The organism is Allobosea sp. GW821-FHT10B12 (assembly GCF_059415545.1).
Map to the genome: position 1 here is coordinate 88,298 of NZ_JBWKNL010000001.1, position 25,274 is coordinate 113,571.

Below are 25,274 nucleotides of genomic sequence, written 5' to 3' on the forward strand. Positions count from 1 at the left end.
CTGACGGGTTTTGGCGAGATGGCGCGTCAGGCCGCTTTGGCCTTCCGCTTCCGGGCGAGATCGGGCGGCGTCGCCTCCTCGGTCAGCGCCGCGATCACGGCATCGAGGCTCATCACCGTCTGGGCCTGGCTGCCGAGGCGGCGCACGGTCACGGTCTTCTCCTCGGCCTCGCGCTTGCCGACGGCGAGGATCACCGGGACCTTGGCCAGCGAGTGCTCGCGCACCTTGTAGCTGATCTTCTCGTTGCGCAGGTCGGCGCGGGCGCGCAGACCGGCCGAGAGCAGCGCCATGGTGACTTCCTCGCCATAGCCGTCAGCTTCCGAGGTGATCGGGCAGACGACGACCTGCTCCGGCGCCAGCCAGAGCGGGAAATGCCCGGCATGGTGCTCGATCAGGATGCCGACGAAGCGCTCCAGCGAGCCGCAGATGGCGCGGTGGACCATGACCGGCTGCTTCTTCTCGCCGTCCGAGCCGATATAGAAGGCGCCGAAGCGCTCGGGCAGGTTGAAGTCGACCTGCGTCGTGCCGCACTGCCAGTCGCGGCCAATGGCGTCGCGCAGGACATATTCGAACTTCGGCCCGTAGAAGGCGCCCTCGCCCGGATTGATCTCGGTTTTGATCCGGTTGCCGGACTGCTTCGCGATCCTCTCCAGCACATTGGTCATGACGTCCTCGGCATGATCCCAGACCGCGTCGGAGCCGACGCGCTTCTCAGGCCGGGTCGAGAGCTTGATCACGAGCTCCTCGGTGAAGCCGAAATCCTCGTAGACCGAGAGGATCAGGTCATTGATCGCCATGCATTCGGCGGCGAGCTGCTCCTCGGTGCAGAAGATGTGGGCGTCGTCCTGGGTGAAGCCGCGCACGCGCATCAGCCCGTGCAGCGCGCCCGAGGGCTCGTAACGATGGACATTGCCGAATTCGGCCAGCCGGATCGGCAGGTCGCGATAGCTCTTCAGCCCGTGCTTGAAGATCTGGACATGGCCCGGGCAGTTCATCGGCTTGAGCGCGAAGACCTTGTGGTCGCGCTCCTGGTCGTTCGGGTTCTCGAAGGCCGAGGCCGACTTCACCGCGAACATGTTGTCCTGGTACCAGCCCCAGTGCCCCGAGGTCTCCCAGAGCGACTTGTCGAGCACCTGCGGGGCGTTGACCTCCTCATAATCGGCGGCGAGGCGCCGGCGCATATAGGTCAGCACCTCCTGGAACAGCCGCCAGCCCTTGGAGTGCCAGAAGACGACGCCCGGCCCCTCCTCCTGGAAGTGGAACAGGTCCATCTCGCGGCCGAGCCGGCGATGGTCGCGCTTCTCGGCTTCCTCGAGCTGCTTGAGATAGGCGTCGAGCTCCTCCTGCCGGGCGAAGGCCGTGCCGTAGATGCGGGTCAGCATCGCGTTGTTGCTGTCGCCGCGCCAATAGGCGCCGGCCGTCTTCATCAGCTTGAAGGCGTTGCCGACCTTGCCGACCGAGGTCATGTGCGGGCCGCGGCAGAGATCGATCCAGTCGCCCTGCGCATACATCTTCAGCGTCTGGTCGGCGGGAATCGCATCGACCAGCTCGACCTTGTAGGCCTCACCCTTGTTGGCGAAGAAGTCCTTGGCCTTGTCGCGGCTCCAGACCTCCTTGGTGAAGGGTTTGTCGCGCGCGATGATCTCGCGCATCTTCTTCTCGATCGCCGGGAAGTCCTCCGGAGTGAAGGGCTCGTTGCGGGCGAAATCGTAGAAGAAGCCGTTCTCGATGACCGGGCCGATCGTCACCTGCGTGCCGGGGAACAGCTCCTGCACCGCTTCGGCGAGGACGTGCGCGGTGTCGTGCCGGATCAGCTCCAGCGCGCGCGGGTCCTCGCGGTTGAGGAATTCGATCTTCGCGTCGGCGGTGATCGGATCGCCGAGGTCGACGACCACGCCGTCGAGCGCCATCGCGACGGTGCGCTTCAGCAGAGAGGGGGAAATGCCGCCGGCAAGCTCCTTGCCGGTGATGCCGGAAGGAAATTCGCGCTGCGCGCCATCGGGAAATGTCAGGGAGATCGTCATCGATCGGCTCCTGCTCACTCGGGGATACAAGGCCCCGTAAGCCAAGGCCGGCTGCCTTTGAGAGGCGCGGCCGGCAGCCGGATCGGCGCGCGCCGGCACGGCCTATACGAGACCGGCTGCGCAGGCAATCAGAAGCGGCGCACATCACGCCCTCAGCGATTGCAACCGGGGCGGGATTGACGGTAGGTTACGCAATCGACTTCCGATCCTCTCAGTCGGTTCGATCGCCATGCAGCCAGCGATGTCACCGGACGCCGCGGCGCCCGTCCTGCGAGACGTGGATTCGTGGCCGTTCAACTGGATCGGCGACCTGCTGCGGGTCATCTATGCCTGCCGCGTCGCCGCGATCTCCGTCCTCCTCGGCTATCTCTTGCTGACGCAGGTTCCGCAGGCGCGCGACCTCTTCCTGGTCTTCCAGGGACCGGCTTTCGGGCCGGGGACGGAGCACCCCCGCTTCTGGGAGATGCTGTTCCGCTGGCTGGTCTATTTCGTCATCCATATCATCGCCTGGAGCAGCGCCGTCCAGGCCTCCGCCGAGCACCTGCTCGGCGAAAGCGCCTGGTTGATCGGCCCGTCCCGCGAGCTGACCCCGCGCGACATGGCGATCTACGATCGTCGCTTCCGCGCCTTCGTGGTCGTCGTGCCCTATGCGCTCGCCCTCCTGACCTTCTTCGCGGTCTGGTGCGGCTATGAGGCGGCGCTGGCCGATCTGCCTGGCGCCGGCGACGATTCCCTGGCCTTGTCGGCCGGCATTCTCCGCAGCGGCTCGGCCGGCTTCTATGTCGCCCTCGGCTGCGGCATCGCCGCCCATCTCTTTCTCTGGGGCCGCAATATCCGGCAGATCGCCAAGACCGAGGCGCATTTCCGCGAGAAGAAGACGGCGCAGGGAGAAGGCGGGAGCAGCTGGCGCGAGGCGGTGAGCCTGCACGCCGCCGTCTGGCTCGCGCTCGGCCTGTTGATGCTCGGGGCCGTCGCCGCCTTCGGCGATCGCCTGCTGGCTGTCGTCTCCGGCATCTATCTCGTGCCGATCCTGCTCGGTGCCTGGATTCCAGTCTTCACGCAGATCGGCATGGCGAGCCAGAGGACGCGTTTTCCCTTCACCGTGCTGCTGCTGGTCGCCTGGCTGCTTGCCGCCAATTCCTGCGGCCATTCGAATCTCGTCTCGCGCGCCAGGCAGGAGCCGCAGCCGGCCATGGAATTCGGCGAGGCCGTCGCGGCCTGGAAACAGGCGAACTGCGTGGCCAGCGACACCTGTCCGCGCCCGGTCCTGGTGACGATTGCGGGCGGCGCCTCGCGCGCCGCCTTCTTCGCCGCGACGATCCTCGGCGAGCTCCTCGACAACCCCTGCCGGCAGCCCGGCCGCGCCTGCGAAGGGCCCGACGCCACCCTGCCTCTGTTGGGGAAGCGGGTCTTCGCGATCTCGGGGGTGTCCGGCGGCTCGCTCGGCGCGATCCAGGCCGTGGCCGCCATGAGCGATGCGCGCCGCGATCCGAAGGACACCACGCTGCTCCCGCCCTGCATCGACAAGAGCCCGGCGCATTTCTTCAAGACACCGAACGAAAGCAAATGGCGCGACTGCCTGCAGGTGCTCGCCGGCGAGGACTTCCTCTCGCCGACCGTGCTCGCTCTGGTGACGAGCGAGCCATTCCTGTTCCTGGAGCCGATGCTCGGCCGGTTCTGGCCGAACGGCCATTTCCTCGATCGCGCCGCCATCCTCGAGAACAGTTGGATCAACCACTACCAGGACAACGTCGTCGCCCCGGCGCAGGGCGCGCAAACCATGCCGGCGCGCGGCGACCTCGCCCAATCGTTCAGCCGGTTCGGCCAGAGCACGCGCAAGGCAGGCAACTGGCTCCCGCTCCTCGTCCTCAATGCGACTTCGGAGGAAACCGGCAAGCGCGTTCTTGCCAGCCAGCTCGCCAACCAGCTGGACCCCGCCACCCAGATCAGGCTCGACCGGCCGACATTGTTCGTCGACGCCTTCGAAGCGTCGCGCTTCCTCGGCGAACTGACCTCGCCGAGGCCGAATTGCACCATCGCCCGCGGCAACGGCCTCGACCTCACCCTCGCCAGCGCAGCGCTGAACAGTGCGCGCTTCCCGATCGTCTCGCCGGCCGGCCGCTTCGCCGATGGCTGCGACGTCACGCTCCGGGCGGTCGATGGCGGCTATTTCGAGAATGACGGGGCGACGACGACGGCCGAGATCGCCGACGCGCTGAAACGCTTCGGCCTTGCGCCCGTCGTGCTCCACATCGCCAATGATCCGGTCGACCTGATCGCCGACCCGGAGCGCGACCAGCGCCCGCCTCCGCGCGAGGACTCGCTGGCGCCACTGCTGATGGCGCCGGTGAACACGGTGCTGTCGACCCGCGGCGCGCGTGGGTCCTATGCCCTCGCCGCGCTGGCAGGCGTGGTCGGCAAGGACAATGTCGCCGACTTCCTCGTTTTCGGCGAACCCTCAGCTCCGACCGGGGACAAGTTCGCCATCGTCGACAGGCTGACGGGCTTCGAATACGTGCCGCCCGAGATCGAACCCCCGAAATGCTTCGAGCGGACCAGCCCGACGACCGAGCTCGCCGCCGGAGCGAAAGCCCCGAGCGAGGGAGCGCCGCCTCCCGCCGTTCCGAGCCGGGTGACGGTGCTGAAGGAGGTGTCGATGAGCTGGTGGCTGTCGAAGCCGGTTCAGGAATACCTCGACCGGCAGACCTATCACCGGCGCAACTGCCAGTCGCTGCTCAAGGCCCGGATGTGGCTCAACGCGCCGCTCTCCGCCCCCGAGCAAAGAACCATCGCCGAGCAGCCCGCGAGCGCGCCGGTCAAGATGCCGGACCGTTGACGCCGCGCCAGCGGCCATAGGCCCAGGGCTTGTACCAGGCGCCTTGCGGCGGCAATTCCTCGCAGACCAGGTCGATGCCGGAGGTGCCGAGCGGCGTGCAGCGGCAGATGCGGGCAAAGCCGACCCAGCCCCCGGCCCAGAGACCGTGCCGCTGGATCGCCTCGTCGGTGTATTCCGAGCAGGACGGCCAGTGCCGGCACTGCCGGCCGATCAGCATGGAGAGGCTGAGCTGGTAGCCGCGGATCAAAAAATGCGCGCCCCGACGCGGAGCGAGCACGAGACCGCGTCGCCACGAAAGGCTTTTTTCAGCATGTTTAGGCAAGTATGACTCAGGCGAACCTCGCCGCCCCCTCTCACCCATCTTCATCGCCCCCGCCAATTCTGCCCTCCCCAGCCCCGGTCATGATGCGCGCTCGTCTCTTCGCCACCGCCACCGCCCTCTGCGGACCGCTTCTCGCGCTCGCCCTGGCCATGCCGGCGGCAGCACAGCAGAGACCCTATCTGATCTGGCTCGACGCCGGCAAAATCGACGTCGCCAAGGTGATGGGCCTGCCGCCTGCACAGAACTCGCCCGAACATCGCGCCGAGTTCGAGAAGGTCCTCGCCATCTCCGCAGCCCGCACGCCGGAGCGCGAGAAGCAGGCGATCGCCGACCAGTACCAGACGCTCAACGCCTTCCTGAACGGCATCGACCACGCCTATGTCGAAGGCACCCATCGCGAGACGCGCCTCCTCATGCGCGAAGCGCAGATCGAGCTCGCGATCCTGCTGAAGAGCGTCAACCGCCTGACCAGCCGCATTCGCCCGTTCCAGATGTGGAACAAGGTCCGGGTCAAGCCCTGCCCCGGCGGACGGCCGGAAGGCACCTCCTTCCCCTCGGCCCATGCCGCGACGGCGGCGCTCTATGCCACGCTGCTCTCCGAAGCCGTGCCCGAGCTCGCCGACAAGTTCGAGGAGCGGGTCAAGAGCTATGGCGAAAGCCGCCTCGTCTGCGGCTTCCACTATCCGACCGATCTGGAGGCCGGCGACAAGATCGGCCGCGTCGTCGCCAAGGCGCTGCTCGCCGAGAAGGCGTTCAGGGTCCGCTTCGACGAGACGCGGGTCGAGACGCGGCAGGCATTCGGGCTGAAATAACGCTCAGCCCGCGACCGCCTCGCGCCGCTTCGCCTCGATCTGGCCGATCGCGTCGACCACCGCGTCGAAGGTCAGCATGGTCGAGGCGTGCCGGGCCTTGAAGTCGCGGACCGGCACGAGCACCGACAGATCCGCCCACTTGCCCGCGGGCGGCTCCGCGCTTTCCTTCAGGATCGCCCGCGCCTGCTCGCGCACCTGCCGCAGTTCGGCAGCGGTCGAGCCGATGACATGGCGCGCCATGATCGAGGACGAGGCCTGGCCGAGCGCGCAGGCGCGGACATCATGGCCGAAGCCGGTGACGACATCCTGGTCCATGGTCAGGTCGATGGTGACCGTCGAGCCGCACAGGCGCGAATGAGCCGTCGCCGTCGCATCGGGCGCCGGCAGGCGCTCGAGCAGCGGGATGTTTCCTGCCAATTCCAGGATTCGCTTATTGTAGACGTCGTTCAGCATGGGTTGCCCCGCCGGGTCTGGAGTTGCCGGCTTTCGCAACCAATATAGAGTGCCGGCACGCTCTTAGGGAGAGCGCGTCATTCGCTGGACGAGCGGGCGAACTTGTCTGACCTGCCGGTCGTGAGGCCGGCGCAACCGAAACGGGAGGCTCCACATGGATAATGTGGTTAAGTCCTTGTCCGTAGAGCGGGCACGTAGCCCCTCCGCAGACAAGTTCATCATCACCCAGCCGACACAAGAGCAGGCCGAGGAGGCCGTGCGCACGCTGATCCGCTGGGCCGGCGACGATCCGTCGCGGGAAGGCCTGCTCGATACGCCCCAGCGCGTCGCCAAGGCCTATCGCGAGTTCTACAGGGGCTATCGCGAGGATGCGCATGACATGCTCGAGCGCGTCTTCGAGGAGGTCGACGGCTACAAGGACATGGTCCTCGTCCGCGACATCCCGTTCTATTCGCATTGCGAGCACCACATGGTGCCCTTCGTCGGCAAGGTCCATATCGGCTACTATCCGAACGGTGGCGTGGTCGGCCTCTCGAAGCTCGCCCGCGTCGTCGATGTCTATGCCCGCCGATTGCAGACGCAGGAGACGATGACGGCGCAGATCGCCAAGGCGATCGAACGGACGCTGAAACCCGGCGGCGTCGCCGTCCTCGTCGAGGCCGAGCACATGTGCATGTCGATGCGCGGCGTGCAGAAGCAGGGCTCGTCGACGATGACGACCCAGTACACCGGTCGCTTCCGCGATCCTGCCGAACAGGTGCGCTTCTTCACCATGGTGAAGTCGCCGGCGCTGTGATCCACCCAAGAGGTGCGTCATGCTCGGGCTTGCCCCGAGCATCTCGGAAACCAGCCCCCTCTGGTCCTGGGATTCCCGGGTCGGCGCTCTGCGCCGCCCGAGAATGACGGCAAGCCTTCCGCGCCCTATATGGCAGCGTGCCAATCCTTCAGGATCCCGACATGACCGCCTTCCCCACCCTGTCCAGCAAGGCCGAGATCGAGGAAGGCGCCGTGCTCGCGCCCAAGTTCGATCGCGACGGGCTCGTCACCTGCGTCACCACCGACGCTGCGACCGGCGAGGTGCTGATGGTCGCGCATATGAACGCCGAATCGCTGCGCCGGAGCATCGAGACCGGTGAGGCCTGGTACTGGTCGCGCTCCCGTCAGGCGCTCTGGCGCAAGGGCGAGACCTCCGGCCAGCTCCAGAGCATCGTCGAGATGCGGGTCGACTGCGACCAGGACGCCATCTGGATCAAGGTCAATGTCGGCGGCGACGGCGGCTGCTGCCATACCGGCCGCCATAGCTGCTTCTATCGGGTTAAGCCGGTCGGGACCGCAGCCGACGGGCCATTGGCCTTCTGAACCGGGGATGCCTGCTTCGTTGGCAATCCTTTCACCAAGCTTTCATGTTTCCTTCAAAAGCGACTGATAGCCGCCTAGGGTCCCGGCGCCGTTCATCTTTCGCTCATCGGCTCGCGTGATCCTGAATCCCCCGCGGAGGGATCGCGCCGATGAGACTGGAGAACATCGCCAGACGGGCCTTTGGATTGGGCGGCGGCGGAGCAGCGATGAACGATCTCGTTTCCGAACCCGCCCCGCGTCTCAGCCGGCCGAGGATCGGCCTGGCGCTCGGCGGCGGCGCCGCGCGCGGCTGGGCGCATATCGGCGTCCTCGATGTCCTGAGCGAGGCCGGCTATGCGCCTGAGGTGATCGCCGGCACCTCGATCGGTGCGGTGGTCGGCGGCTGCTACGCCGCGGGCAAGCTGGAACAGCTGCGCGAATTCGCGCTCGGCCTGACCAAGCGCCGCGTCGTCGGCCTGATGGATTTCCATCTCGGCGGAGCCGGACTGATCGCCGGCAGTCGGCTGAAGCGTCTGCTCGAGCGCGACCTCGCCGGCTTGCACATCAGCGACCTGAAGCAGACCTACGCCGCCGTCGCCACCGAGCTCGGCACCGGCCACGAGATCTGGCTGACGCGCGGCTCGCTGGTCGATGCGCTGCGCGCCTCCTATGCGCTGCCCGGCGTGTTCGACCCGGTGAAGCTCGGCGGTCGCTGGCTGATGGACGGGGCGCTGGTCAATCCGGTGCCGGTCACCGTGGCTCGCGCGCTCGGCGCCGACGTCGTGCTCTGCGTCAATCTGAACAGCGACATGACCGGCCGCGGCACGGTGATCCAGTCCTATGGCGCCGATGCCGATCCGGAACCTGCTCCGGAGCAACGCCCGGCCACCGGCTGGTTCGGCGGCATGCGCGAGCGCATGCGCGGCATCGTCGGCAAGGCCAATCACGATCAGCAGCCGGGACTCGCCGGCGTGATGGTCGACGCCTTCAACATCACTCAGGACCGGATTTCGCGCTCGCGCCTCGCCGGCGATCCGCCGGATGTGATGATCGGTCCCAAGCTCGGCCGCGTCGGCCTGTTCGACTTCCATCGTGCCGACGAGGCGATCGCCCTCGGCCGGCAGGCGGCCGAGCGCGCGCTGGACGAGATCGCGGCGATCGTCGCGGCCAACCACCTGCCGCTGAACTAGCGGCAGGTCGCGGCTCGGTGCCTCACGCCATCGCGATATAGTCGCGCATCGCCCGGCTCTCGGCCTCGATCTCGGCGACACGATGCTTGACCACGTCGCCGATCGAGACGATGCCGGCGATCCGGCCGCCATCGACCACCGGCACGTGCCGGAAGCGGCCCGAGGTCATGATTTCCATCAGATCGTCGACACTGGTGTCGGGCCGGCAGGTCACGACCTTGCCGGTCATCGCCCGCGACACCGGCGTCTCCAGCGCGGCGGCGCCGTCTGTACCCAGGGCCTTGATGATATCGCGTTCGGACAGGATGCCGAGCAGGTCGCCATCGGCCCCGGTCACGACCACGGCGCCGATCCGTCTCTCAGCCAGGGTCCGCGCTGCCTCGCCGAGCGTCCGGTGCGGCTGCACCGAGACCACTTCTCCCCCCTTGCTGCCGAGAATATGAGCGACGTTCATCGACTTCTCCTCCGACGATAGCGGCGCCGTTGGCCGGCGCACGTTTATGGGTTGCGACGAGAGCAGCGCCGGGGGCCAACGGACCATGACGTCCGCGGCGCGACGCCACGCTGGACTGAGTCCAATGTGAGCGAAGTCTGAGGCGACGGCAAGGCGATTGCGGGCCGAATCCTGCTCGCTGTGGTTGTGATCAGCGCCGGACCGGCCCGCGATCGAGCAACGGGAAAAGAATGAGCCCGGCGAGGAAGCCGCCGATATGCGCCTCCCAGGCGATGCTGGTCTCCTCGCCCATGATGGGGATCAGCCCGGCCCCGAACAGGATGTTGGTGATGAACCAGATCACCACGAAGAGCATCGCCCGCGAATTGCGCCAGAGGCCGCCGAGCGGCTCGGCCGGGATGGCGCGGACCACCTCGTCATGACCAAGTCCGCCGAAATGCACGCCGGGCGAGAAGACGAAGCGGATCGCCGCCGCCGTCGCGCCCGAGACACCGGCCGAGGCCCCGACCAGCGGCAGGACGTCGAGCTCGCGCGACCACCAGTGCAGCAAGGCGCCGGCGATGGTCGAGAGCGCCATCAGCAGCAGGAAGCGCACGCTCCCGAGCCGGCGCGCGACCGGGCTGCCGAAGGCCGCCAGCCAGACGACGTTCGAAATCAGGTGCAGCCAGGAGCCGTGCAGCAGCCCGTAGCTCAGCAGGGTCCAGGGCTGCCCGCCATCCGCCAGAAGCAGGCGCACGAGCTGCAGGCGCTGGACGAAATCGGGCGTGGCGGACGCTCCAAGCGCCTGCGACACCTCCTGCAATCGCTCCGGCGCGAACCACAGCGTCAACCGTGCCGGCACGAAGGCGAGCCAGGAAACCAGGAGGAAATCGTCCTGCGCGCTGAGCAGTTCGCGCGCGCCCTGGATCAACGCCAGCGCCGCGATCAGCCAGACGACGGCAGACGGCAGGTTGAACACCGGCTCGCGGCCGGAAGGACCATGGGGATCGTCTGGATTCACCGACATCAGGCCCTCACTGGCGCATCGGCCTATGGCAGGCAACAGAAAAGGGGAGAGCTGCTGCTCTCCCCTTTCCTCCCCGGCCGGTCACGCCCCCGCGCCCCCGCCTTTCCAGTGAGCCACGGGCGCTTGGCACGGGCTCGAATTCGACAGCGGATTTATGGGGCATTTTAGGCATCTTCCACAAGCTTAACCCTTGCTTAACCTTAACGCTCCCTGCCGCCTCGCCCTGTCCGGCTCGCGTGGCAAGACGGCATGCGTGCTGCGTCCTACCGATTCGCAAGGACCCGACAGTCCCCGCCTCGAACGAATGCGCTCCGATTTGACACGCCTTCGCACGATCAGGGACAGCGCAGACCGGACTGGACAAGAACATGAAGAACCCGAGCACCCGCCTGGTTTTCGACTACTGGGACACGCTGCGCGGCGAACGAAGCGCTCCCGAACGGGGCGAGATCGAGCCGGGCGCGCTGCGCCATGCGCTCGCCGACACCTTCGTGCTCGAGAACGAGCCGATCGGGCCGGTCTTCCGCCTGGCCGGGACGCGGCTCTGCGCCCTGTTCGGACGCGAGCTGCGGGGCCGTGCCTTCGCCGCGCTCTGGCCCGAGGTCGAGGCGCAAGGCGACATGCGCCGCCTCGTCCAGACGGTGATGGACGAGACCGCCGGTGCCGTCGCCGGGCTTTCGGCCCAGACCGAGAACGGCGCGAGCATCCACCTCGAACTGCTGCTGCTGCCGCTGCGCTACCGTGGCCGCACCCATGCCCGCATCCTCGGCGCGCTCTCGCCTGCCCTCTCGCCGGACTGGCTCGGCCTCGACACGCTCGCCTCGATGCGGATGATTTCGCTCAGGATGATCTGGCCCGATGGCCGCGCCTTGCGCCCCGCCGAATCGTCGGCCCAGGACAAGCGGCCGAAACTGATGCTTCTGCCGGGTGGCCGGATCTGAGGTTATACTAACCAGCTCTTAACCCGCAGGCCGCTAGCATGGCCCTGTTAGGAACAAGGTCTGCGATGCTGACGGCGCCCCAAAACCAAAGAACGGGCTCGGTCCCGGTCGAGCGCCGGCGCCATCAGCGTATGAAGGTCGTCCTGCTTGGGCGCTACATGCTGCCGAGCCGCATGGAATACCCCTGCCAGACCACCGACATCTCACCTGGCGGCCTGCATATGGTCGCACCGGCGAAGCCCGCGATCGGCGATCGCGTCATCGTCTATCTCGAACATCTCGGCCGCATCGAGGGGACTGCGGTACGCACCACCCCTGCTGGTTTCGCGATGACGATCACCGCGACCAGCCGCAAGCGCGAGAAGTTCACCGCGCAGCTGACCTGGCTCGCCAATCGCGACGAGCTCGGCCTGCCCGAGGACCGTCGCCACGAACGCATCGTGCCGCGCAACCCGCGCTGCATCCTGACGCTGGAGGACGGCAGCGAGCACGCCGTGCGGCTAATCGACTTCTCGCTGTCCGGAGCGGCCTTCGCCAGCGACTACCAGTTCGAAATGGGTGCGGCGGTCCGGCTCGGCGGTACTGCGGCCACGATCGTGCGGCGCTTCGACGGCGGTTACGCCGCGCAGTTCCGCATGCCGCTCTCGGCCGACGCGCTCGACGAGAACCTCGAGCTCTGAGCACAGGCTCGAGCGCTTTCTTCCCGTCGAACACCTGTCCCGGGTGAGCTGCAAGCGGCGGCCATGAGTGCAACCGGGTCGGCTCATCGCCAGCAGCCTCTTTGACAAAGCTCTCCGGCTGATTTCAGCGCGAGGCTGAAAACCCGTGCGGGCCTCCGGAATATCCGCGACGGATAGAGCGCGCGCAGAACCCCTCTCCCGAATGGGAGAGGAGCAGGGGTGAGGGACTGCCGCTAATTATCAGGGCGAAGCGGGAGCCGCGGCGCCTCCATCGGTTACGGCAAGCCCTCATCCCTGCCCTTGTCCCACACGGGAGAAGGGCTCCCCGCGCTCTTCATCCACGCTCAACGCCAGCCGTTCGGCCGAATGAGGCCTCGCGCCCATGGTTAAAGAACTGGATGGTTAAGGAAATCCATGGTTAAGGATTTCTGATACGAGCGCTGAAAATTCTTACCCTCGGTTTTATACCTGATTTTCTGTAAGTACTTTTGCATTCTATAGGCTCGATTTCAGTAAAATTGTCCGCTTTCATTTCAAGCGATCTCTACAGCCCAAGAGCATGGTCGTTCCCGGGACAGGAAAGGGGACGACATGTTTTCGAGTTTCCGGGGATTTCGCGGCCTGGCCGCTGTTACGATCATCACTCTTGCCGGCGTGACCGGCGCTCAGGCGCAGCAGAGCGCCAACCTGCCGGTCGCCAGCGCGCCGATCGTCGCCGGCGGTGACGCCCGTGCACCTTATGCCTGGACGGATTTCTGCAAGCGCAGCCCGAGCGAGTGCGCCGTCGACACCCGCGAAGCCGAGCAGGTCGAGCTGACGCCGAAGCTGTGGAAGCTGATCGTCGCGGCCAATCTCAAGGCCAATCGCGACATCGAGGCCATCACCGACCAGGACCATTGGGGCGTGGTCGACCGCTGGGACTTGCCCACCGACGGCAAGGGCGACTGCGAGGACTATGTCCTGCTGAAGCGCCAGCGCCTGGCCGAGGCCGGCCTGCCGCGCCGCGCCATGCGCGTCACCGTGGTGATCGACGAGGAGAATGCCGGCCACGCCGTGCTGATGATCCGCACCGACCGCGGCGATTTCATCCTCGACAACAAGCGCAATGCGATCCTGCCGTGGAGCCAGACCGGCTACACCTACGTCAAGCGTGAATCCCAGGCCCGTACCGGCTGGGCCTCGCTCGGCGGCCTCTCGACCTCGACGGTGGCATCGCTGCGCTGAACCAGACAACGCGCCGGGCGGGGACGAAACCCGGCGCGAATACCAGACCGGCGAAGTCTAGACGGGCTTCGCCACCAGACGACGAGTCCGGTCACGTCCCCACCCACCCGTCCCCGACCGGGCACGTCCAGGGCCGGCTCCTTCCCCGGGAGCCGGCCCGCTTCGTTTTCAGGAGTGACGAAACCGCGGCCCAGTGCGAAACGATCAATCGATCCGCTTCATGCTCTTGGCGAATAGCTTCCAGCGCTCGGAATAGCCGGCAGCCGTGGCGCGCAGGCCTGCAGCGGCCGCCTCGTCGAGCGTGCGGATCGCGCGGGCCGGCGAGCCGACGATCAGCGAATTGTCGGGAAATTCCTTGCCCTCGGTCACCAGCGCATTGGCGCCGACCAGGCAGTTCCGGCCGATCTTCACATGATTGAGCACGGTCGCGCCCATGCCGACCAGGCTGTTCTCGCCGATGATGCAGCCATGCAGGATGGCCCGGTGGCCGATGGTGCAGCCGGTGCCGACCTTGAGCGGCGCGCCCATGTCGGTATGGAGCACGCAGCCTTCCTGGAGGTTCGTGGCCTCACCGATCTCGATCCATTCATTGTCGCCGCGCAGAACGGCGCCGAACCAGATCCCGACATCCTTCGCCAGCCTGACGCGCCCGATCACATGGGCGTCGGGCGCAAGCCACCACTGCCCTTCCGGCGGCGTTTCGGGTGAGGTTCCGTCGAGTGAATAGAGCGGCATGACATCCTCCAGGACTTTTCAGCCCGAGGATTGCAGGGGCAGCGCCCTAGCCGTCAAGCCGCGCCGAGCACCATCAGCAGGTCGAGCACGACCCGGCCGCTGATCAGGCTCCAGAGCGCGGCGATCATGCTCGCCGCCATGACGAAGAAGAAAGGCCGCCCCTCGATCCGCCGGCCGCGCACGGTGTTGCGCAGGATCAGGAAGGGCGCGCTGAACACCACCACCGGCACGCTCGCCACCGCGCCGACGCCGCCGCCCTGCAGCAGCTCGAAGCCGGCGCGCTTGTGCGTGAACAATTCGAAGGCGCTCGCCAGCAGGCCGGCGAAAGCGAAACCGAGAACCAGCGATTTCAGGGCCTCGACGGCGGCGGGTTCGAGCGTCACGGGCGCAGCTTCCAGCAGATTGCTGGCAAACAATGGCCCAAGGTCGCTCGACGCGGAAGTAAAGCTTTAACCGATGGTTAACCACGCCGGCCCCGACATGGTTTACGGGGCGTTAAGACGGCTCTGGTTGAGTGTCCTGACAGAGCCGCGCGCCGGTCCAGGGACGAATCCGATGAGCCTCTACGCCGCGCCCGACCAGAACCAGCCGCTCACCAGCGCCACCGATGTCGCGGCACTGATCCGCAACCATCTGAAGCGCCGTCCCGCACCCGTCCTGCCACGCGGCGATCGGGTTCTGCTACAGCTTGCGGCGGCGATCGTCGTCCTCGGGCTCGGCGGCACCGGCCTTGCCCTGTTCGCCACCCGCTCCAACCCCGACGCCGGAACAGACTTGCAGCCGGCGAGGGTCGGCGACGTCGTGCTGGCGATCCCGGCGAACCTAACCGGCGCCGATGGCGAGGACGGGCGCCTGGTCGGCATGGCGCGCCTGCGCCTCGACTGGCCGGGCCTCGGCCCGGTCACGCCCGAGAGCGGCAGGCGGCTCCTGGTGACACTGAGCCCACCCGACAAGGTCAACGAGCCGGCGACGCAGTTGTCTACCTATGCCCGCTTCTTGACGCCGACAGTCTGGTCCAATCCGGGTGGGCTGGTGGTGCGCGGCTTCCGCAAGGGCTCGCCTTATGAGGGCGACGAGCTCTATGTCTCGGTGCCGGACGGACGCGGCTTTGCCGCGCGCTGCCCGGTCGAGACCGCCCAGAGCGGCCTCGACGAACCCTGCCGCGTGACCTTCCGCCACCGCGGCGTCGATGTGAACATCCGTTTCCCGCGCGCCATCGTCGCCGACTGGCAGGTGATGCTCGGCGGCGTGCGCCGCACCATCGACGGGCTGATGCGCTGAGGCTCTTGCCTCAGAGCCCGTTCCGACCAGATTGATTCAATCTGATCGGATCCGACTCAGTCCTCGAGATCGACGTCGAGGATCGCCATGGTGAAGTTGAACGAGCGATCGCCGTCCTCGTCGTCGACATGGATGATGCCGATGAACTCGTCGGCGAGATAGACCTCGGCCGAATCGGTCTTCTTCAGCCGCGCGCGCACGCTGATATTGTGGTTGGCGAAGGTCCGGCGCAGATACGCTTCGAGCTTGGCGAGTTCGGTCTTGTCCACGGTAACGATCCTTATGTGTTGCCCGGACGGATGCCACGCGTCGGCGGCGAGGGCAAGGACGAAGGCGATCTGACCAACAATGCATGGCTCCCGCGCTTTGCGGCGCTGACGCGGCGCCGTCAGCCGTGCCAAGCTTCGGCACCCGCCCTGCTCGACGATGGATTGCCCGATGAAGCCATGGCTGCCTGCCGCGCTCGACTATGTCGCAAGCTGGCTCGAATTCCAGCGCCGGTTCCATGATCAGCCCGGCTGCGCGGTTGCGATCGCCGATGGCGGCGAGATCGTGCTCGAGGCCGCCTTCGGCAGTGCCGACCTTGCGACCGGCGAGGCGCTGACGCCGCGTCACGGCTTCCGGATCGCCTCGCATTCGAAGAGCTTCACCGCCGCCGGTACCTTACGCCTCGTCGAACAAGGCCGCCTCCGGCTCGACGACAAGGCCGGCGCCCATGTCGACGGCCTGCATCCCGAGGTCGCGGCGGTGACGCTGACGCAGCTTCTCTCCAACAGCGCCGGGCTCCTGCGCGACGGCGTCGACTGCGGCCAGTTCTTCGACCGCAAGCCCTATCTGCGCAAGGACGAGCTGCTCGCCGACCTCGCCCGGCCGCCGGTCTTCCCCGCCTCGCAGCGCCTCAAATACTCCAATCACGGCTTCGGCCTGCTCGGCCTCGTCATCGAGGCGGTAACGGGCGAACCCTATGCCGACTGGATCGCCCGCGAGATCGTCGCGCCCGCCGGGCTGAAGGAGACCAGGCCCGACATCACGCTCTGGAACGGGCCGATGGCGAAGGGCCACAGCGGCACGCAGCCGCTCGGCCGGCGCGTGGTGATTCCGGCCGACAATCCGGGCAACGCCATGGTCTCGGCCGCCGGTTTCGTCGCGACCGCGGCCGACATCGCCCGCTACATCGCCCAGCTCTCGCCGAAGGCTGAAGCCAGCGTCCTGTCGGCGCTCAGCCGCCGCGAGATGACGCGCCGGCTCTGGCCCGACGCCGAGAGCAGCCTGGGGCGCCACTATGGTCTCGGCACCATCTCCGGTGGAGGTAACGGCTGGGACTGGGTCGGCCATTCCGGCGGCTTCCAGGGCTTCATCACCCGCACCGTCACCGTCCCAGAGCAGGGCCTCACCGTCTCGGTGCTGACCAACGCCATCGACGGCCTCGCCCATCCCTGGCTCGACGGCGTGATCCAGATCTTCAGGACCTTTGCCGAGCACGGCGCGCCGACGGCGGCGACGCTGCGCTGGCGCAAGCGCCTCTGGACGATCTGGGGCGCGGGAGATCTCGTCCCGGTCGGGGGCAAGGTGCTGATCGCCAATCCGGCGCTGTTCAACCCGTTCCTCGACGCCGGAGAGATCGTGCCGGAGGGCGAGGACCATGGCCGCATCGTCAAGGCCTCGGCCTTCGCCAGCCCAGGCGAGCCGGCGCGCCTCGTCCGCAACGCGGCGGGTGAGATCGAGGAGGCCTGGCTCGGGGCCGCGCAGGTGATCGGGGAAGAGGCGCTGAAGGCTGAGATGCTGGAGCGCTATGGCTGAAGAGCCGCAGCTCACCTTCTCCCCCTGCGGGAGAAGGTGGCCCGAAGGGCCGGATGAGGGGTCGCTCAGATCTGGAGAGTTTTCGAGAGAATCCGGCACTGAGCTAACGATCAGTGTCGTGCGACCCCTCACCCTAACCCTCTCCCGCAAGGGGAGAGGGGATGTGTCGCGCCCGAGAATGACGCCTGCCCGCCTCACCTCACATAGTGCAGCCTGCCGAACCGCCGGCGGAAGGCGGTGACGTCGCGGGCGATCGCCTCGTCGGGGCGCGCACCTGAGAGACCCTCGGCGATGAAGCCCGCGAGCTCCGGCATGTGCTCGGGCTTCATGCCGAAGCGGACGATCTCGGGCGTGCCGAGGCGGAGGCCATTGACGTCGTCCGCGACCTCCGCGATCGGCAGGCCGATGCCGCAGCTCAGAATGTTGACGGCGCGCAGCCGCTTCGCCGCCGCCTGCCCGCCACCATAGGGCGCCGCCTCGATCGCGAACTGGTGCGAGGTCGTCATGCCACGATCGCGCGCGAAGACCGGGACCTGCCGCTCCGTGAGAGCCTCGGCGAGCGCCTTCGCCGTCGCCGCCATCATCGCCGCGTAATCGCGGCCGAACTCCTGCCAGTCCATCATGGTGATCGCCAGCGCTGCCGACTTGGCCGCGTCGAAATTGGCGGTGAGACCAGGATAGGCGATGGCGTCGAGCTTCTCGGCAAGGCCGGCATCGTTGGTGACGATCAGGCCAGAGGGCGGGCCGCCCAGGCTCTTATAGGTGCTCATCGTCATGACGTGAGCGCCCTCCTCCAGCGGCTGCTGCCAGCCATGGCCGGCGATCATGCCGGAGAGATGGGCCGCGTCGAACAGCACGATCGCGCCGACCTCGTCGGCGATGGCGCGGATCTGCCGGATCGGATGCGGGAAGAGATTGAGGCTGCCGCCGATGCTGATCACCTTCGGCCGCAGCCGCCGCGCATCCTCGCGCAGCTTAGCAACATCGACGGTGTAGCCGTCGGCATCGATCGGGGCCGGATGAGTGACGACGCCATAGAGCCCGGCGGCGCCGGCGCCGTGATGGGTAACGTGGCCGCCGATCGCCGGCGACGGCGCGATCACCGCGTCGCCGGGCCGGGCCGCAGCCATGAAGACATAGAGATTGGCGATCGCGCCGGAGGGCACGCGGATCTCGGCGTAGCTTGCCCCGAAGACCTGCGCCGCGAGCTCAGCCGCCATCACCTCGATCTGCTCGATCGCCTCGAGGCCCATCTCGTATTTGTCGCCGGGATAGCCGAGCGAGGGCCTTGTGCCGAGTCCCTGCCCCAGCACAGCCTCGGCGCGCGGGTTCATCACATTGGTCGCAGGGTTGAGGTTGACGCAGTCGCGCTCGTGGATGGTGCGGTTCTCAGCGACGAGATCGGCGAGCCTGGCTTCACGCTCCGCTCGGTCCTGGCCGGCGACCTCGCCAGCGATCCGGAGCACATAGTCCTCGCTTGCCGCCGGCACCCAACCGCGCCGCGCCAGTTTCACCGTCATCGCCATCCCCGCAGAGTGTTGTTTCGTTCGGCCATTGCAGCGATTTGCCGGCGCGGATGCAAACCAGTTATCGTCGCGCCCAGGCCTAGAAAATCTAGGCCTGCAACCTCGTGCCGCCCATGCCCGTCAAACCGCCCCGCCCACCCTTGCCACCGCTCAATGCGCTGCGTGCCTTCGAGGCGGCGGCGCGGCTCGGCAGCTTCTCGAAGGCAGCCGAGGAGATCGGGGTGACGCAAGGCGCCATCGCCCAGCAGGTCCGCCATCTCGAAGCCTTCCTCGGGCTGACATTGTTCCGGCGGTTGCCGCAGGGCGTCGCGCTCACGGACGCCGCGCAGGACGCCCGGCCACGGCTCAGCGCCGCCTTCGATGCGCTGGCCCTCACCGTGCAAGAGCTCAAGGCAAGCCATGCCGGCCGGGCGCTCGCCATCGCCGCCCTGCCCTGCATCGCACAGCTCTGGCTGTCGCCGCGCCTGCCGGCGCTGCAACAGGCCTTCCCCGGCCTCGCCGTCTCGATCAGCGCGATGGAGGAGCCTCCGGCGGGCCGGCACGACAGTTTCGACCTGGCGCTGTTTTACCTCGCCAAATCGCCGGCCAATGCGCTGGCGCTCAGCGAGGATAGCCTGTTCCCGGTCTGCGCCCCGGCGCTCGCCCGCGCATTGCGGACTCCCGTCGACCTCGCTGGCCAGACCCTGCTGCATGATGCCGTCTGGCGCAGCGACTGGGAGCGCTGGTTGCGCTATGCCGGCGCCAACGGGGTCGATGCCGGCCGCGGACCGTCCTATTCGCTCTATGCGCTGGCGCTCGATGCCGCGCTCGGCGGCGCCGGTGTCCTGATCGGCCGCAGGAGCTTGGTTGCGCCCTACCTTGCGGACGGGCGGCTGGTTGCCCCCTTCGCAGATGAACTCAGGAGCGGCGATCGTCTGGCCATGCTGTTCCCGCCGGCCGGCAAGCCGCATCCGCGGCGCGGCGAGGTCATCGCCTGGCTGCAAGCCAATGCCTGATCCGGCCCGTTGGCCACCGGGTGCACGCCATGGCTGAAGGATGATGCAGCAGGAGCGGGCAAGTCGGTAGGGATCGCCTCCGCGATCTGTTACCTTGCGGAACTGGCGATCCTCCCGTGAAGCACACGCGGTGGCGCCGACGGCCAATATCGCAATTGACGGCATTTGCTCTGGACGAATGCCATGAAAGCTATCGGACCTTGTCTGATCGCGGGTGCTGCCGCGCTCGTGTCATCCTTGCCTCTCGAAGCCTCGGCACGCGACGAGACGATCGAGCGCCTGCGCCTCGGCTCGGGCTTCGAAATCGTCATCGGTGAGAGGCAACCCGATCCGGGAGGACGGCTGCTGGAAGCCCTTGCGATCTGGGTCGGCGCGAAGCTGGATCAGCCGGTGCCCAATTCATTGCCGAGGCTCGTCTTCAAGCCGGCTGGCCAAATCGCCGTGTTACGGTTCAAGCAATATGCGTCCGAAATGGTGCAGCAACAGGATCAGCCAAATATCATCTCGATCTACGATGCGCGCGAGAACACCATCTATCTGAGAGACACATGGAGCGGCGCGACGGCAGCGGATCTGTCTGTCCTGGTTCACGAACTGGTTCATCACTTTCAGGAAGTGCACCAGACAAAATTCGAATGCGACGCAGCGCGCGAGGCCAAGGCTTTTGAGCTGCAGGAGAAGTGGCTGAGACTATTCGGGGAATCACTGGAAACGGAATTCCAGATCGATCCGTTCACACTCCTGGTCAGGACATCCTGCGCGATGTGAGATCGGCGTTTCCACGCGTCGGAGGCGCCAAGACTTTCCGGGTCAAAGCCCAGCGCTGACAGAGTCATCCCTTGCGGAACGAACGTTGCCGAATCTCGATGAGGTCGAGGCGCCGGCGGCAGTCGGTCAAAAACGAAAAGGGGCGGCATTTCTGCCGCCCCTCTGAACGAATGTTCTGTCTGACGCCGATCAGCGCTTCGAGAACTGGAAGCTGCGGCGGGCCTTGGCCTTACCGAACTTCTTGCGCTCGACGACACGCGAGTCGCGGGTCAGGAAGCCTTCCTTCTTGAGCGGGCTGCGCAGCTCCGGCTCATAGAAGGTCAGGGCCTTGGAGATGCCGTGACGGACCGCGCCGGCCTGGCCGGAGAGGCCGCCGCCCTTGACCGTGACGACGACGTCGTACTGGGTCATGCGATCGACCAGCATCAGCGGCTGCTGCAGGATCAGGCGCAGCACCGGGCGGGCGAAGTAGACTTCCTGGTCACGGGTGTTGACCGTGATCTTGCCGGAGCCCGGCTTGATCCAGACGCGGGCGATGGCGTTCTTGCGCTTGCCGGTAGCATAGGCGCGGCCCTGCGCGTCGACCTTCTTGACGTGGACGGGAGCCTCGGGCTGGACGCCCTTGGCGACCTGGCCGAGCTGCTCGAGAGACTGGAGAACCTCGGCCATGGTCAGACCCTCGCGTTCTTGCGGTTGAGTGCCGCGACGTCGAGCGCCTCGGGCGACTGGGCGGCGTGCGGATGCTCGGCGCCCTTGTAGACACGCAGATTGCCGAGGATCTGGCGGAAGAGCGGGCCACGCGGCAGCATGCGCTCGACAGCCTTCTCGACGACGCGCTCCGGGAAACGGCCTTCGAGCAGGAACTTGGCGGAACGCTCCTTGATGCCACCCGGGAAGCCGGTGTGGTGGTAGTAGACCTTCTGGTCGCGCTTGCGACCGGTCAGCACCACCTTCTCGGCGTTGATGACGATGATGTTGTCGCCGCAGTCGACATGCGGGGTGTAGGCGGCCTTGTGCTTGCCGCGCAGACGCATCGCCACCAGGGAGGCGAGACGGCCGACGACGAGCCCGGAGGCGTCGATCACAACCCACTTCTTCTCGACATCGGCGGGCTTGAGCGAGATGGTCTTCATCGCGGCACCCTTCGGCTGCTTGAAAAAAGGACAAGCCGCCGGCAGGCCGGCGGCGGTGTGGGCGCTGGATAGGCGGCTACCTTAGCGATGTCAAGCGAAGATAATGCGCGACTTTGACAAAAAACGCATTGTTTTCAGAGGCGTGCGAGAAATGGTATCAGGATACCGCAATTATCTCTCGGCGGGGATCGAATAGGTCCCCGTCGCGTGGCAGACCATGTCGGCCTCGCCTTGCGAATAGAGGCAGACCTCGCCGACAGCGAGGCGCTTGCCGAGCTTGAGCAGCTTCGCTTCGCCGATCAGCGCCGCCTGCCCGGGCTTGCGCAGGAAGTTGTAGTTGAGGCTCGTCGTCACCGCGAGCCCGACCGGGCCGATCTGGGCGAGGATCGCGACGTAGAGCGCGAGATCGGCGAGCGCCATCATGGTCGGCCCCGAGATGGTGCCGCCCGGCCGCAGATGCTTCTCATGGTAGTCGCAGCGCATGCGAGCCGAGAGCGGTCCGACCTCCTCGACGACATAGGTGCGGCCGCCATAGTGGAGCTGCGGGAAGACCTGATCGAGATAGGCCTCGATCTCGGCGGCGCTCATGCGGATCGTCATCGTGCGGAAAACCGAGGGCTGATCGGACGTTAGTCCCCTTGCAGCACGGCACCCGGCTTCCGACAATAGGACAAACAGCGAAAGGCTGATCGCCATGAACGCCCATGCCAGAGCGCAGATCCTGCTGCGCGAGGATGCCGACGGCATCGCGACGCTGACCCTGAACCGGCCCGAAGCGCGCAACCCGCTGAGCGAGGCGATGCTGACCGCCCTGTCGGAGACGCTCGCCGCGATCGCAACCGACCGCAGTATCCGGGCGGTGGTGCTGGCCGCCGCCGGCCCGGTCTTCTCGGCCGGGCACGACCTCAAGGAGATGAGCGCGCGCCGGGCTGATCCCGACCGCGGCCGCGCCTATTTCGCCGATATCCTCGGGCGCTGCTCGGGCGTGATGCAGCAGATCACCGCCCTGCCCCAGCCGGTCATCGCCGCGGTCGAAGGCACGGCGACCGCCGCCGGCTGCCAGCTCGTCGCGACCTGCGATCTCGCCGTCGCCGGCGAAAGTGCGCGCTTCTGCACGCCGGGCGTCCATATCGGCCTGTTCTGCTCGACGCCGATGGTCGCGCTCTCGCGCAACCTGTCGGCCAAGCATGCGATGGAGATGCTCCTGCTCGGCGAGATGGTGCCGGCGCAGGAGGCCGCCCGCATGGGCCTGGTCAATCGCGTCGTTCCCGCCGGCGAGGCGCTGAGCGAGGCGAAGCGGCTTGCGGCGGTGATCGCCTCGAAATCGGCGGCGACAGTCAAGACCGGCAAGCGCGCCTTCTACGAGCAGCGCGAGATGGGGCTGAAAGCGGCCTATGACCACGCCTCGGCGGTGATGGTCGAGAACATGCTGGCGCGCGATGCCGAGGAAGGCATCGGCGCCTTCATGGAAAAGCGCCAGCCGGACTGGCGCCACAGCTGAAAGGGCGGACTCGCGTGACGAGCCCGCCATCGAGAGTGAACACCTACGCGCCTATGACCAAGCAGTCAGAGGCCGAAGAGCGGGATCGGTTCGTTTTCCATCCGCGCCGGCTCGGCTTCGGGCTTCGCAGCCCGCTGCGCCTGCTCGTCCGCCGGCAATTGCAGCACGGTCGCCATCTGGCCTTCCGAGAGGTTGGTCAGCAGCACGATCTGGCCATTGGGCAACTCGATCGCGTCGTGATGAGCGTAGGGCTTGTCGAGATCGACCTGGCGGAAGCGCGCCACCGTCGCCGCCAGCCGGCGATGCGGCAGGAAGCCGATCGCCCTGTCGCATTCGATCTCGGACGCAAAGGCCAGCTCCGTGCCGGGCAGGACGCAGACCGCGACACTCGGCTCGCCAGCGGCGCAGAAGCCTCTGGTGCTCGATCCGATGAAGCTGGTGGTCTTGAGGACGTCGCCGACTTTGGCAGGAGTCGACATCACATGGTGCAGACTGTAGTCGCACATGGCAGGCCCTCCTTACTGATGAAGAGCGGGATTTGCCCCTCCTCTTCAATGTGGGGAACGAGCTTGCCGACGCTATGTTCCTGGTATCGACGCGGCTTCGCCGTCGAATCAGAAAGACTAGGCAACTCATTTAATTCTCTGGGATTTTAGTTCCGTGAATCACGACGCTTATGATGATGCGCTGATTCGCCGCATCCTGCGCGAGGTGAAGAGCATCGCGCTGGTCGGCGCTTCCGCCAACGAGGCGCGGCCGAGCTGGATCGTCACCAAGTATTTGCTCGATCGCGGCTATGACGTGATCCCGGTCAATCCCGGGCTCGCCGGCCAGACGCTGCTCGGCAAGACCGTCTACGGCTCACTGAAGGACATCCCGCAGCCGATCGACATGGTCGAGATCTTTCGCAACTCGGAAGCCGCCGGGCCGATCACCGACGAGGCGCTCAGTCTCGAGCCGCTGCCCAAGGTGATCTGGATGCAGCTCTCGGTGCGCAATGACGAGGCCGCGGCCAAGGCCGAGGCCAAAGGCGTCACCGTGATCATGAATCGCTGCCCGAAGATCGAATATGGCCGGCTCTCCGGCGAGATCGGCTGGCAAGGCATCAATTCGCGCATCCTCTCGGCGAAGAAGCCGGTGCTCGCCGGCAAGGGTTTTCAGAAGCTGACGATCAACCGGCCGGGAACTTAAAGGCGCAAGAAGCCCCTTCCCCGCCGGCGGGCGATCGCTAATCTCGCCGCTCCCGCTTTGCGCCGGAGAAGGCCGATGCCCCCGATTGATCGCCGCACCGTCCTGCTCGCCGGGCTCGCCAGCGCGCTCGGCGCAGGCAGTGCCCGCGCCGCCTTCCCCGAACGGCCGATCCAGCTGGTCGTGCCCTTCGCCCCGGCCGGCGGTACCGACATCGCGGCGCGCCGGCTTGGCGAGACCCTGGCGCGGCAACTCGGCCAATCGGTGATCATCGACAACCGGCCGGGCGCCAACGGCATCGTCGCCGGGCAAGCCGTCGTCAAGGCGTCGGCCGACGGCCATACGCTCCTCGTCGCGACCGCGGCAAGCTTCGCCGCAGCACCTGCGCTCGGGCAGAAGCTACCCTATGACGTCGCGCACGATTTCGCCCCTGTCGCGATGCTCGGCCTGTTCCCGCTGGTGCTCAATGCCTCGCCGGCCCTGCCGGTCACGTCGCTCGCCGAGTTCCTCGCCTATGCGAAGCAGCGGCCGGGTCAGCTCAATTTCGCCTCGGCCGGGATCGGCGGCACCAATCATCTCGTCTTCGAGATGATCATGCAGGCGGCCGGCATCCGGCTGGCGCATGTGCCCTATCGCGGCGCCGGGCTCGCCGCGGCCGACCTGATGTCCGGCCAGGTCCATGTCATGATCGACAGCCTCGCCGCCAGCCTTGGCAACATCCAGGGCGGCAAGCTGAAGGCGCTCGCCGTCACCACCGAGGCGCGCCAGCCGCAGCTCCCTGACCTGCCGACGCTGAAGGAACAAGGCGTCGACGTCGTCTATCCCGGCTGGGCTTCGATCGTCGCGCCGGCGGGCATCGCGCCCGACACGCTGCGCGTCCTGAGCACCGCGATCAATGCGGCAATGGCCGATGCCGAGCTCGTCGCCCGCTATCGCGAGCTGGTGATCGAGCCTGTCGCCTGGAGCCCGCAGGAGACCGGCGCCTTCATGGCCCGCGACCGCGCGATCCTGACCGAGCTGGTGGCGAAGACCGGAATCAAGCTGACCGAGTAGGCGGAGGCAAGGGC

At 66.9% G+C, this 25,274-nt stretch carries 28 protein-coding genes; 15 read left to right on the top strand and 13 right to left on the bottom strand.

Annotated elements, in window-relative coordinates:
* Nucleotides 1-26: 26 nt before the first annotated feature.
* Entirely contained in the window at nucleotides 27-2,024 is a 1,998-nt protein-coding gene (thrS, locus tag AC07O0_RS00435) for a threonine--tRNA ligase (RefSeq protein WP_494619134.1), read from the bottom strand.
* Between the two features lie 277 nt (nucleotides 2,025-2,301).
* On the opposite strand from thrS, the gene AC07O0_RS00440 reads away from it, so the two are divergent.
* A complete protein-coding gene (locus tag AC07O0_RS00440; RefSeq protein ID WP_494619135.1) occupies nucleotides 2,302-4,860 on the top strand; it encodes a hypothetical protein in 2,559 nt (852 codons plus the stop codon).
* Here the strand turns inward: AC07O0_RS00440 and yidD are convergent.
* Complete coding sequence (gene yidD, locus AC07O0_RS00445) at nucleotides 4,841-5,137, bottom strand: membrane protein insertion efficiency factor YidD (protein ID WP_494619137.1); 297 nt, start codon at nucleotides 5,135-5,137, stop codon at nucleotides 4,841-4,843. The two genes, AC07O0_RS00440 and yidD, sit on opposite strands and share 20 nt — an antisense overlap.
* Nucleotides 5,138-5,262: 125 nt before the next feature.
* Between yidD and AC07O0_RS00450 the strand changes: the two genes are divergently transcribed.
* Nucleotides 5,263-5,994 carry a phosphatase PAP2 family protein gene (locus tag AC07O0_RS00450; RefSeq protein ID WP_494619138.1) on the top strand — a complete coding sequence of 244 codons (732 nt, stop codon included), beginning with the start codon at nucleotides 5,263-5,265 and terminating at the stop codon, nucleotides 5,992-5,994.
* A gap of 3 nt (nucleotides 5,995-5,997) precedes the next feature.
* On the opposite strand, the gene AC07O0_RS00455 is transcribed toward AC07O0_RS00450, so the two are convergent.
* The gene (locus AC07O0_RS00455) at nucleotides 5,998-6,447 is read right to left on the bottom strand and encodes an iron-sulfur cluster assembly scaffold protein (protein ID WP_494619139.1); all 450 of its coding nucleotides are present in this window, start codon (nucleotides 6,445-6,447) and stop codon (nucleotides 5,998-6,000) included.
* Between the two features lie 154 nt (nucleotides 6,448-6,601).
* Here AC07O0_RS00455 and folE point away from each other — a divergent pair, with 154 nt between their 5' ends.
* The 3 genes from folE to AC07O0_RS00470 all read left to right on the top strand — a co-directional run bounded on the left by folE (nucleotide 6,602) and on the right by AC07O0_RS00470 (nucleotide 8,975).
* Nucleotides 6,602-7,243, top strand: a complete 642-nt coding sequence (folE, locus tag AC07O0_RS00460; RefSeq protein WP_494619140.1) for a GTP cyclohydrolase I FolE — start codon at nucleotides 6,602-6,604, stop codon at nucleotides 7,241-7,243.
* 161 nt (nucleotides 7,244-7,404) lie between these two features.
* Nucleotides 7,405-7,806 carry a phosphoribosyl-AMP cyclohydrolase gene (hisI, locus tag AC07O0_RS00465; RefSeq protein WP_454024021.1) on the top strand — a complete coding sequence of 134 codons (402 nt, stop codon included), beginning with the start codon at nucleotides 7,405-7,407 and terminating at the stop codon, nucleotides 7,804-7,806.
* 149 nt (nucleotides 7,807-7,955) lie between these two features.
* Nucleotides 7,956-8,975, top strand: coding sequence for a patatin-like phospholipase family protein (locus tag AC07O0_RS00470; protein ID WP_494619142.1), 1,020 nt, complete (start codon nucleotides 7,956-7,958; stop codon nucleotides 8,973-8,975).
* 22 nt (nucleotides 8,976-8,997) lie between these two features.
* On the opposite strand, the gene AC07O0_RS00475 is transcribed toward AC07O0_RS00470, so the two are convergent.
* Nucleotides 8,998-9,429, bottom strand: coding sequence for a CBS domain-containing protein (locus AC07O0_RS00475; protein WP_494619143.1), 432 nt, complete (start codon nucleotides 9,427-9,429; stop codon nucleotides 8,998-9,000).
* 190 nt (nucleotides 9,430-9,619) lie between these two features.
* The gene (locus AC07O0_RS00480; protein ID WP_494619144.1) at nucleotides 9,620-10,435 is read right to left on the bottom strand and encodes a rhomboid family intramembrane serine protease; all 816 of its coding nucleotides are present in this window, start codon (nucleotides 10,433-10,435) and stop codon (nucleotides 9,620-9,622) included.
* Between the two features lie 368 nt (nucleotides 10,436-10,803).
* On the opposite strand from AC07O0_RS00480, the gene AC07O0_RS00485 reads away from it, so the two are divergent.
* From AC07O0_RS00485 to AC07O0_RS00495, 3 genes are all read left to right on the top strand, one after another.
* The gene (locus AC07O0_RS00485; protein ID WP_494619145.1) at nucleotides 10,804-11,376 is read left to right on the top strand and encodes a PAS domain-containing protein; all 573 of its coding nucleotides are present in this window, start codon (nucleotides 10,804-10,806) and stop codon (nucleotides 11,374-11,376) included.
* A 65-nt stretch (nucleotides 11,377-11,441) separates the two neighbouring features.
* Complete coding sequence (locus tag AC07O0_RS00490; protein WP_454024026.1) at nucleotides 11,442-12,056, top strand: PilZ domain-containing protein; 615 nt, start codon at nucleotides 11,442-11,444, stop codon at nucleotides 12,054-12,056.
* 591 nt (nucleotides 12,057-12,647) lie between these two features.
* A complete protein-coding gene (locus AC07O0_RS00495) occupies nucleotides 12,648-13,280 on the top strand; it encodes a transglutaminase-like cysteine peptidase (protein WP_494619146.1) in 633 nt (210 codons plus the stop codon).
* A 204-nt stretch (nucleotides 13,281-13,484) separates the two neighbouring features.
* Here AC07O0_RS00495 and AC07O0_RS00500 read toward each other — a convergent pair whose 3' ends face one another.
* Nucleotides 13,485-14,015, bottom strand: a complete 531-nt coding sequence (locus AC07O0_RS00500; RefSeq protein ID WP_494619148.1) for a gamma carbonic anhydrase family protein — start codon at nucleotides 14,013-14,015, stop codon at nucleotides 13,485-13,487.
* Between the two features lie 53 nt (nucleotides 14,016-14,068).
* Complete coding sequence (locus AC07O0_RS00505) at nucleotides 14,069-14,398, bottom strand: DUF6949 family protein (RefSeq protein ID WP_494619149.1); 330 nt, start codon at nucleotides 14,396-14,398, stop codon at nucleotides 14,069-14,071.
* Between the two features lie 172 nt (nucleotides 14,399-14,570).
* On the opposite strand from AC07O0_RS00505, the gene AC07O0_RS00510 reads away from it, so the two are divergent.
* Nucleotides 14,571-15,296, top strand: a complete 726-nt coding sequence (locus AC07O0_RS00510) for a hypothetical protein (RefSeq protein ID WP_494619150.1) — start codon at nucleotides 14,571-14,573, stop codon at nucleotides 15,294-15,296.
* Nucleotides 15,297-15,352: 56 nt separating this feature from the next.
* Here the strand turns inward: AC07O0_RS00510 and AC07O0_RS00515 are convergent, their stop codons facing one another.
* Entirely contained in the window at nucleotides 15,353-15,565 is a 213-nt protein-coding gene (locus AC07O0_RS00515) for a DUF3126 family protein (RefSeq protein ID WP_057192263.1), read from the bottom strand.
* Nucleotides 15,566-15,734: 169 nt separating this feature from the next.
* Here AC07O0_RS00515 and AC07O0_RS00520 point away from each other — a divergent pair, with 169 nt between their 5' ends.
* Complete coding sequence (locus AC07O0_RS00520) at nucleotides 15,735-17,096, top strand: serine hydrolase domain-containing protein (RefSeq protein ID WP_494619151.1); 1,362 nt, start codon at nucleotides 15,735-15,737, stop codon at nucleotides 17,094-17,096.
* A 194-nt stretch (nucleotides 17,097-17,290) separates the two neighbouring features.
* On the opposite strand, the gene glyA is transcribed toward AC07O0_RS00520, so the two are convergent.
* Nucleotides 17,291-18,616 (bottom strand): serine hydroxymethyltransferase, encoded by a 1,326-nt coding sequence (gene glyA / locus AC07O0_RS00525; RefSeq protein ID WP_494619153.1) that lies wholly within the window; start codon nucleotides 18,614-18,616, stop codon nucleotides 17,291-17,293.
* Nucleotides 18,617-18,735: 119 nt separating this feature from the next.
* Here glyA and AC07O0_RS00530 point away from each other — a divergent pair, with 119 nt between their 5' ends.
* Together AC07O0_RS00530 and AC07O0_RS00535 are read left to right on the top strand one after the other, a co-directional pair.
* Nucleotides 18,736-19,617, top strand: a complete 882-nt coding sequence (locus AC07O0_RS00530; protein WP_494619154.1) for a LysR substrate-binding domain-containing protein — start codon at nucleotides 18,736-18,738, stop codon at nucleotides 19,615-19,617.
* Nucleotides 19,618-19,800: 183 nt separating this feature from the next.
* Entirely contained in the window at nucleotides 19,801-20,385 is a 585-nt protein-coding gene (locus AC07O0_RS00535) for a DUF6647 family protein (protein WP_494619155.1), read from the top strand.
* 189 nt (nucleotides 20,386-20,574) lie between these two features.
* On the opposite strand, the gene rpsI is transcribed toward AC07O0_RS00535, so the two are convergent.
* The 3 genes from rpsI to AC07O0_RS00550 all read right to left on the bottom strand — a co-directional run bounded on the left by rpsI (nucleotide 20,575) and on the right by AC07O0_RS00550 (nucleotide 22,106).
* Nucleotides 20,575-21,054, bottom strand: a complete 480-nt coding sequence (gene rpsI / locus AC07O0_RS00540) for a 30S ribosomal protein S9 (RefSeq protein WP_454024035.1) — start codon at nucleotides 21,052-21,054, stop codon at nucleotides 20,575-20,577.
* 2 nt (nucleotides 21,055-21,056) lie between these two features.
* Entirely contained in the window at nucleotides 21,057-21,518 is a 462-nt protein-coding gene (rplM, locus tag AC07O0_RS00545) for a 50S ribosomal protein L13 (protein WP_454024036.1), read from the bottom strand.
* Between the two features lie 171 nt (nucleotides 21,519-21,689).
* The gene (locus tag AC07O0_RS00550) at nucleotides 21,690-22,106 is read right to left on the bottom strand and encodes a PaaI family thioesterase (RefSeq protein WP_494619156.1); all 417 of its coding nucleotides are present in this window, start codon (nucleotides 22,104-22,106) and stop codon (nucleotides 21,690-21,692) included.
* A 106-nt stretch (nucleotides 22,107-22,212) separates the two neighbouring features.
* On the opposite strand from AC07O0_RS00550, the gene AC07O0_RS00555 reads away from it, so the two are divergent.
* Nucleotides 22,213-23,019, top strand: coding sequence for an enoyl-CoA hydratase (locus AC07O0_RS00555; RefSeq protein WP_494619157.1), 807 nt, complete (start codon nucleotides 22,213-22,215; stop codon nucleotides 23,017-23,019).
* 65 nt (nucleotides 23,020-23,084) lie between these two features.
* Here AC07O0_RS00555 and AC07O0_RS00560 read toward each other — a convergent pair whose 3' ends face one another.
* Nucleotides 23,085-23,525 (bottom strand): hypothetical protein, encoded by a 441-nt coding sequence (locus AC07O0_RS00560; RefSeq protein WP_494619159.1) that lies wholly within the window; start codon nucleotides 23,523-23,525, stop codon nucleotides 23,085-23,087.
* A 154-nt stretch (nucleotides 23,526-23,679) separates the two neighbouring features.
* Here AC07O0_RS00560 and AC07O0_RS00565 point away from each other — a divergent pair, with 154 nt between their 5' ends.
* Both AC07O0_RS00565 and AC07O0_RS00570 read left to right on the top strand, forming a co-directional pair.
* Nucleotides 23,680-24,210, top strand: coding sequence for a CoA-binding protein (locus tag AC07O0_RS00565; protein WP_494619160.1), 531 nt, complete (start codon nucleotides 23,680-23,682; stop codon nucleotides 24,208-24,210).
* 75 nt (nucleotides 24,211-24,285) lie between these two features.
* Complete coding sequence (locus tag AC07O0_RS00570) at nucleotides 24,286-25,260, top strand: Bug family tripartite tricarboxylate transporter substrate binding protein (protein ID WP_494619161.1); 975 nt, start codon at nucleotides 24,286-24,288, stop codon at nucleotides 25,258-25,260.
* The last annotated feature ends 14 nt before the right edge of the window (nucleotides 25,261-25,274 follow it).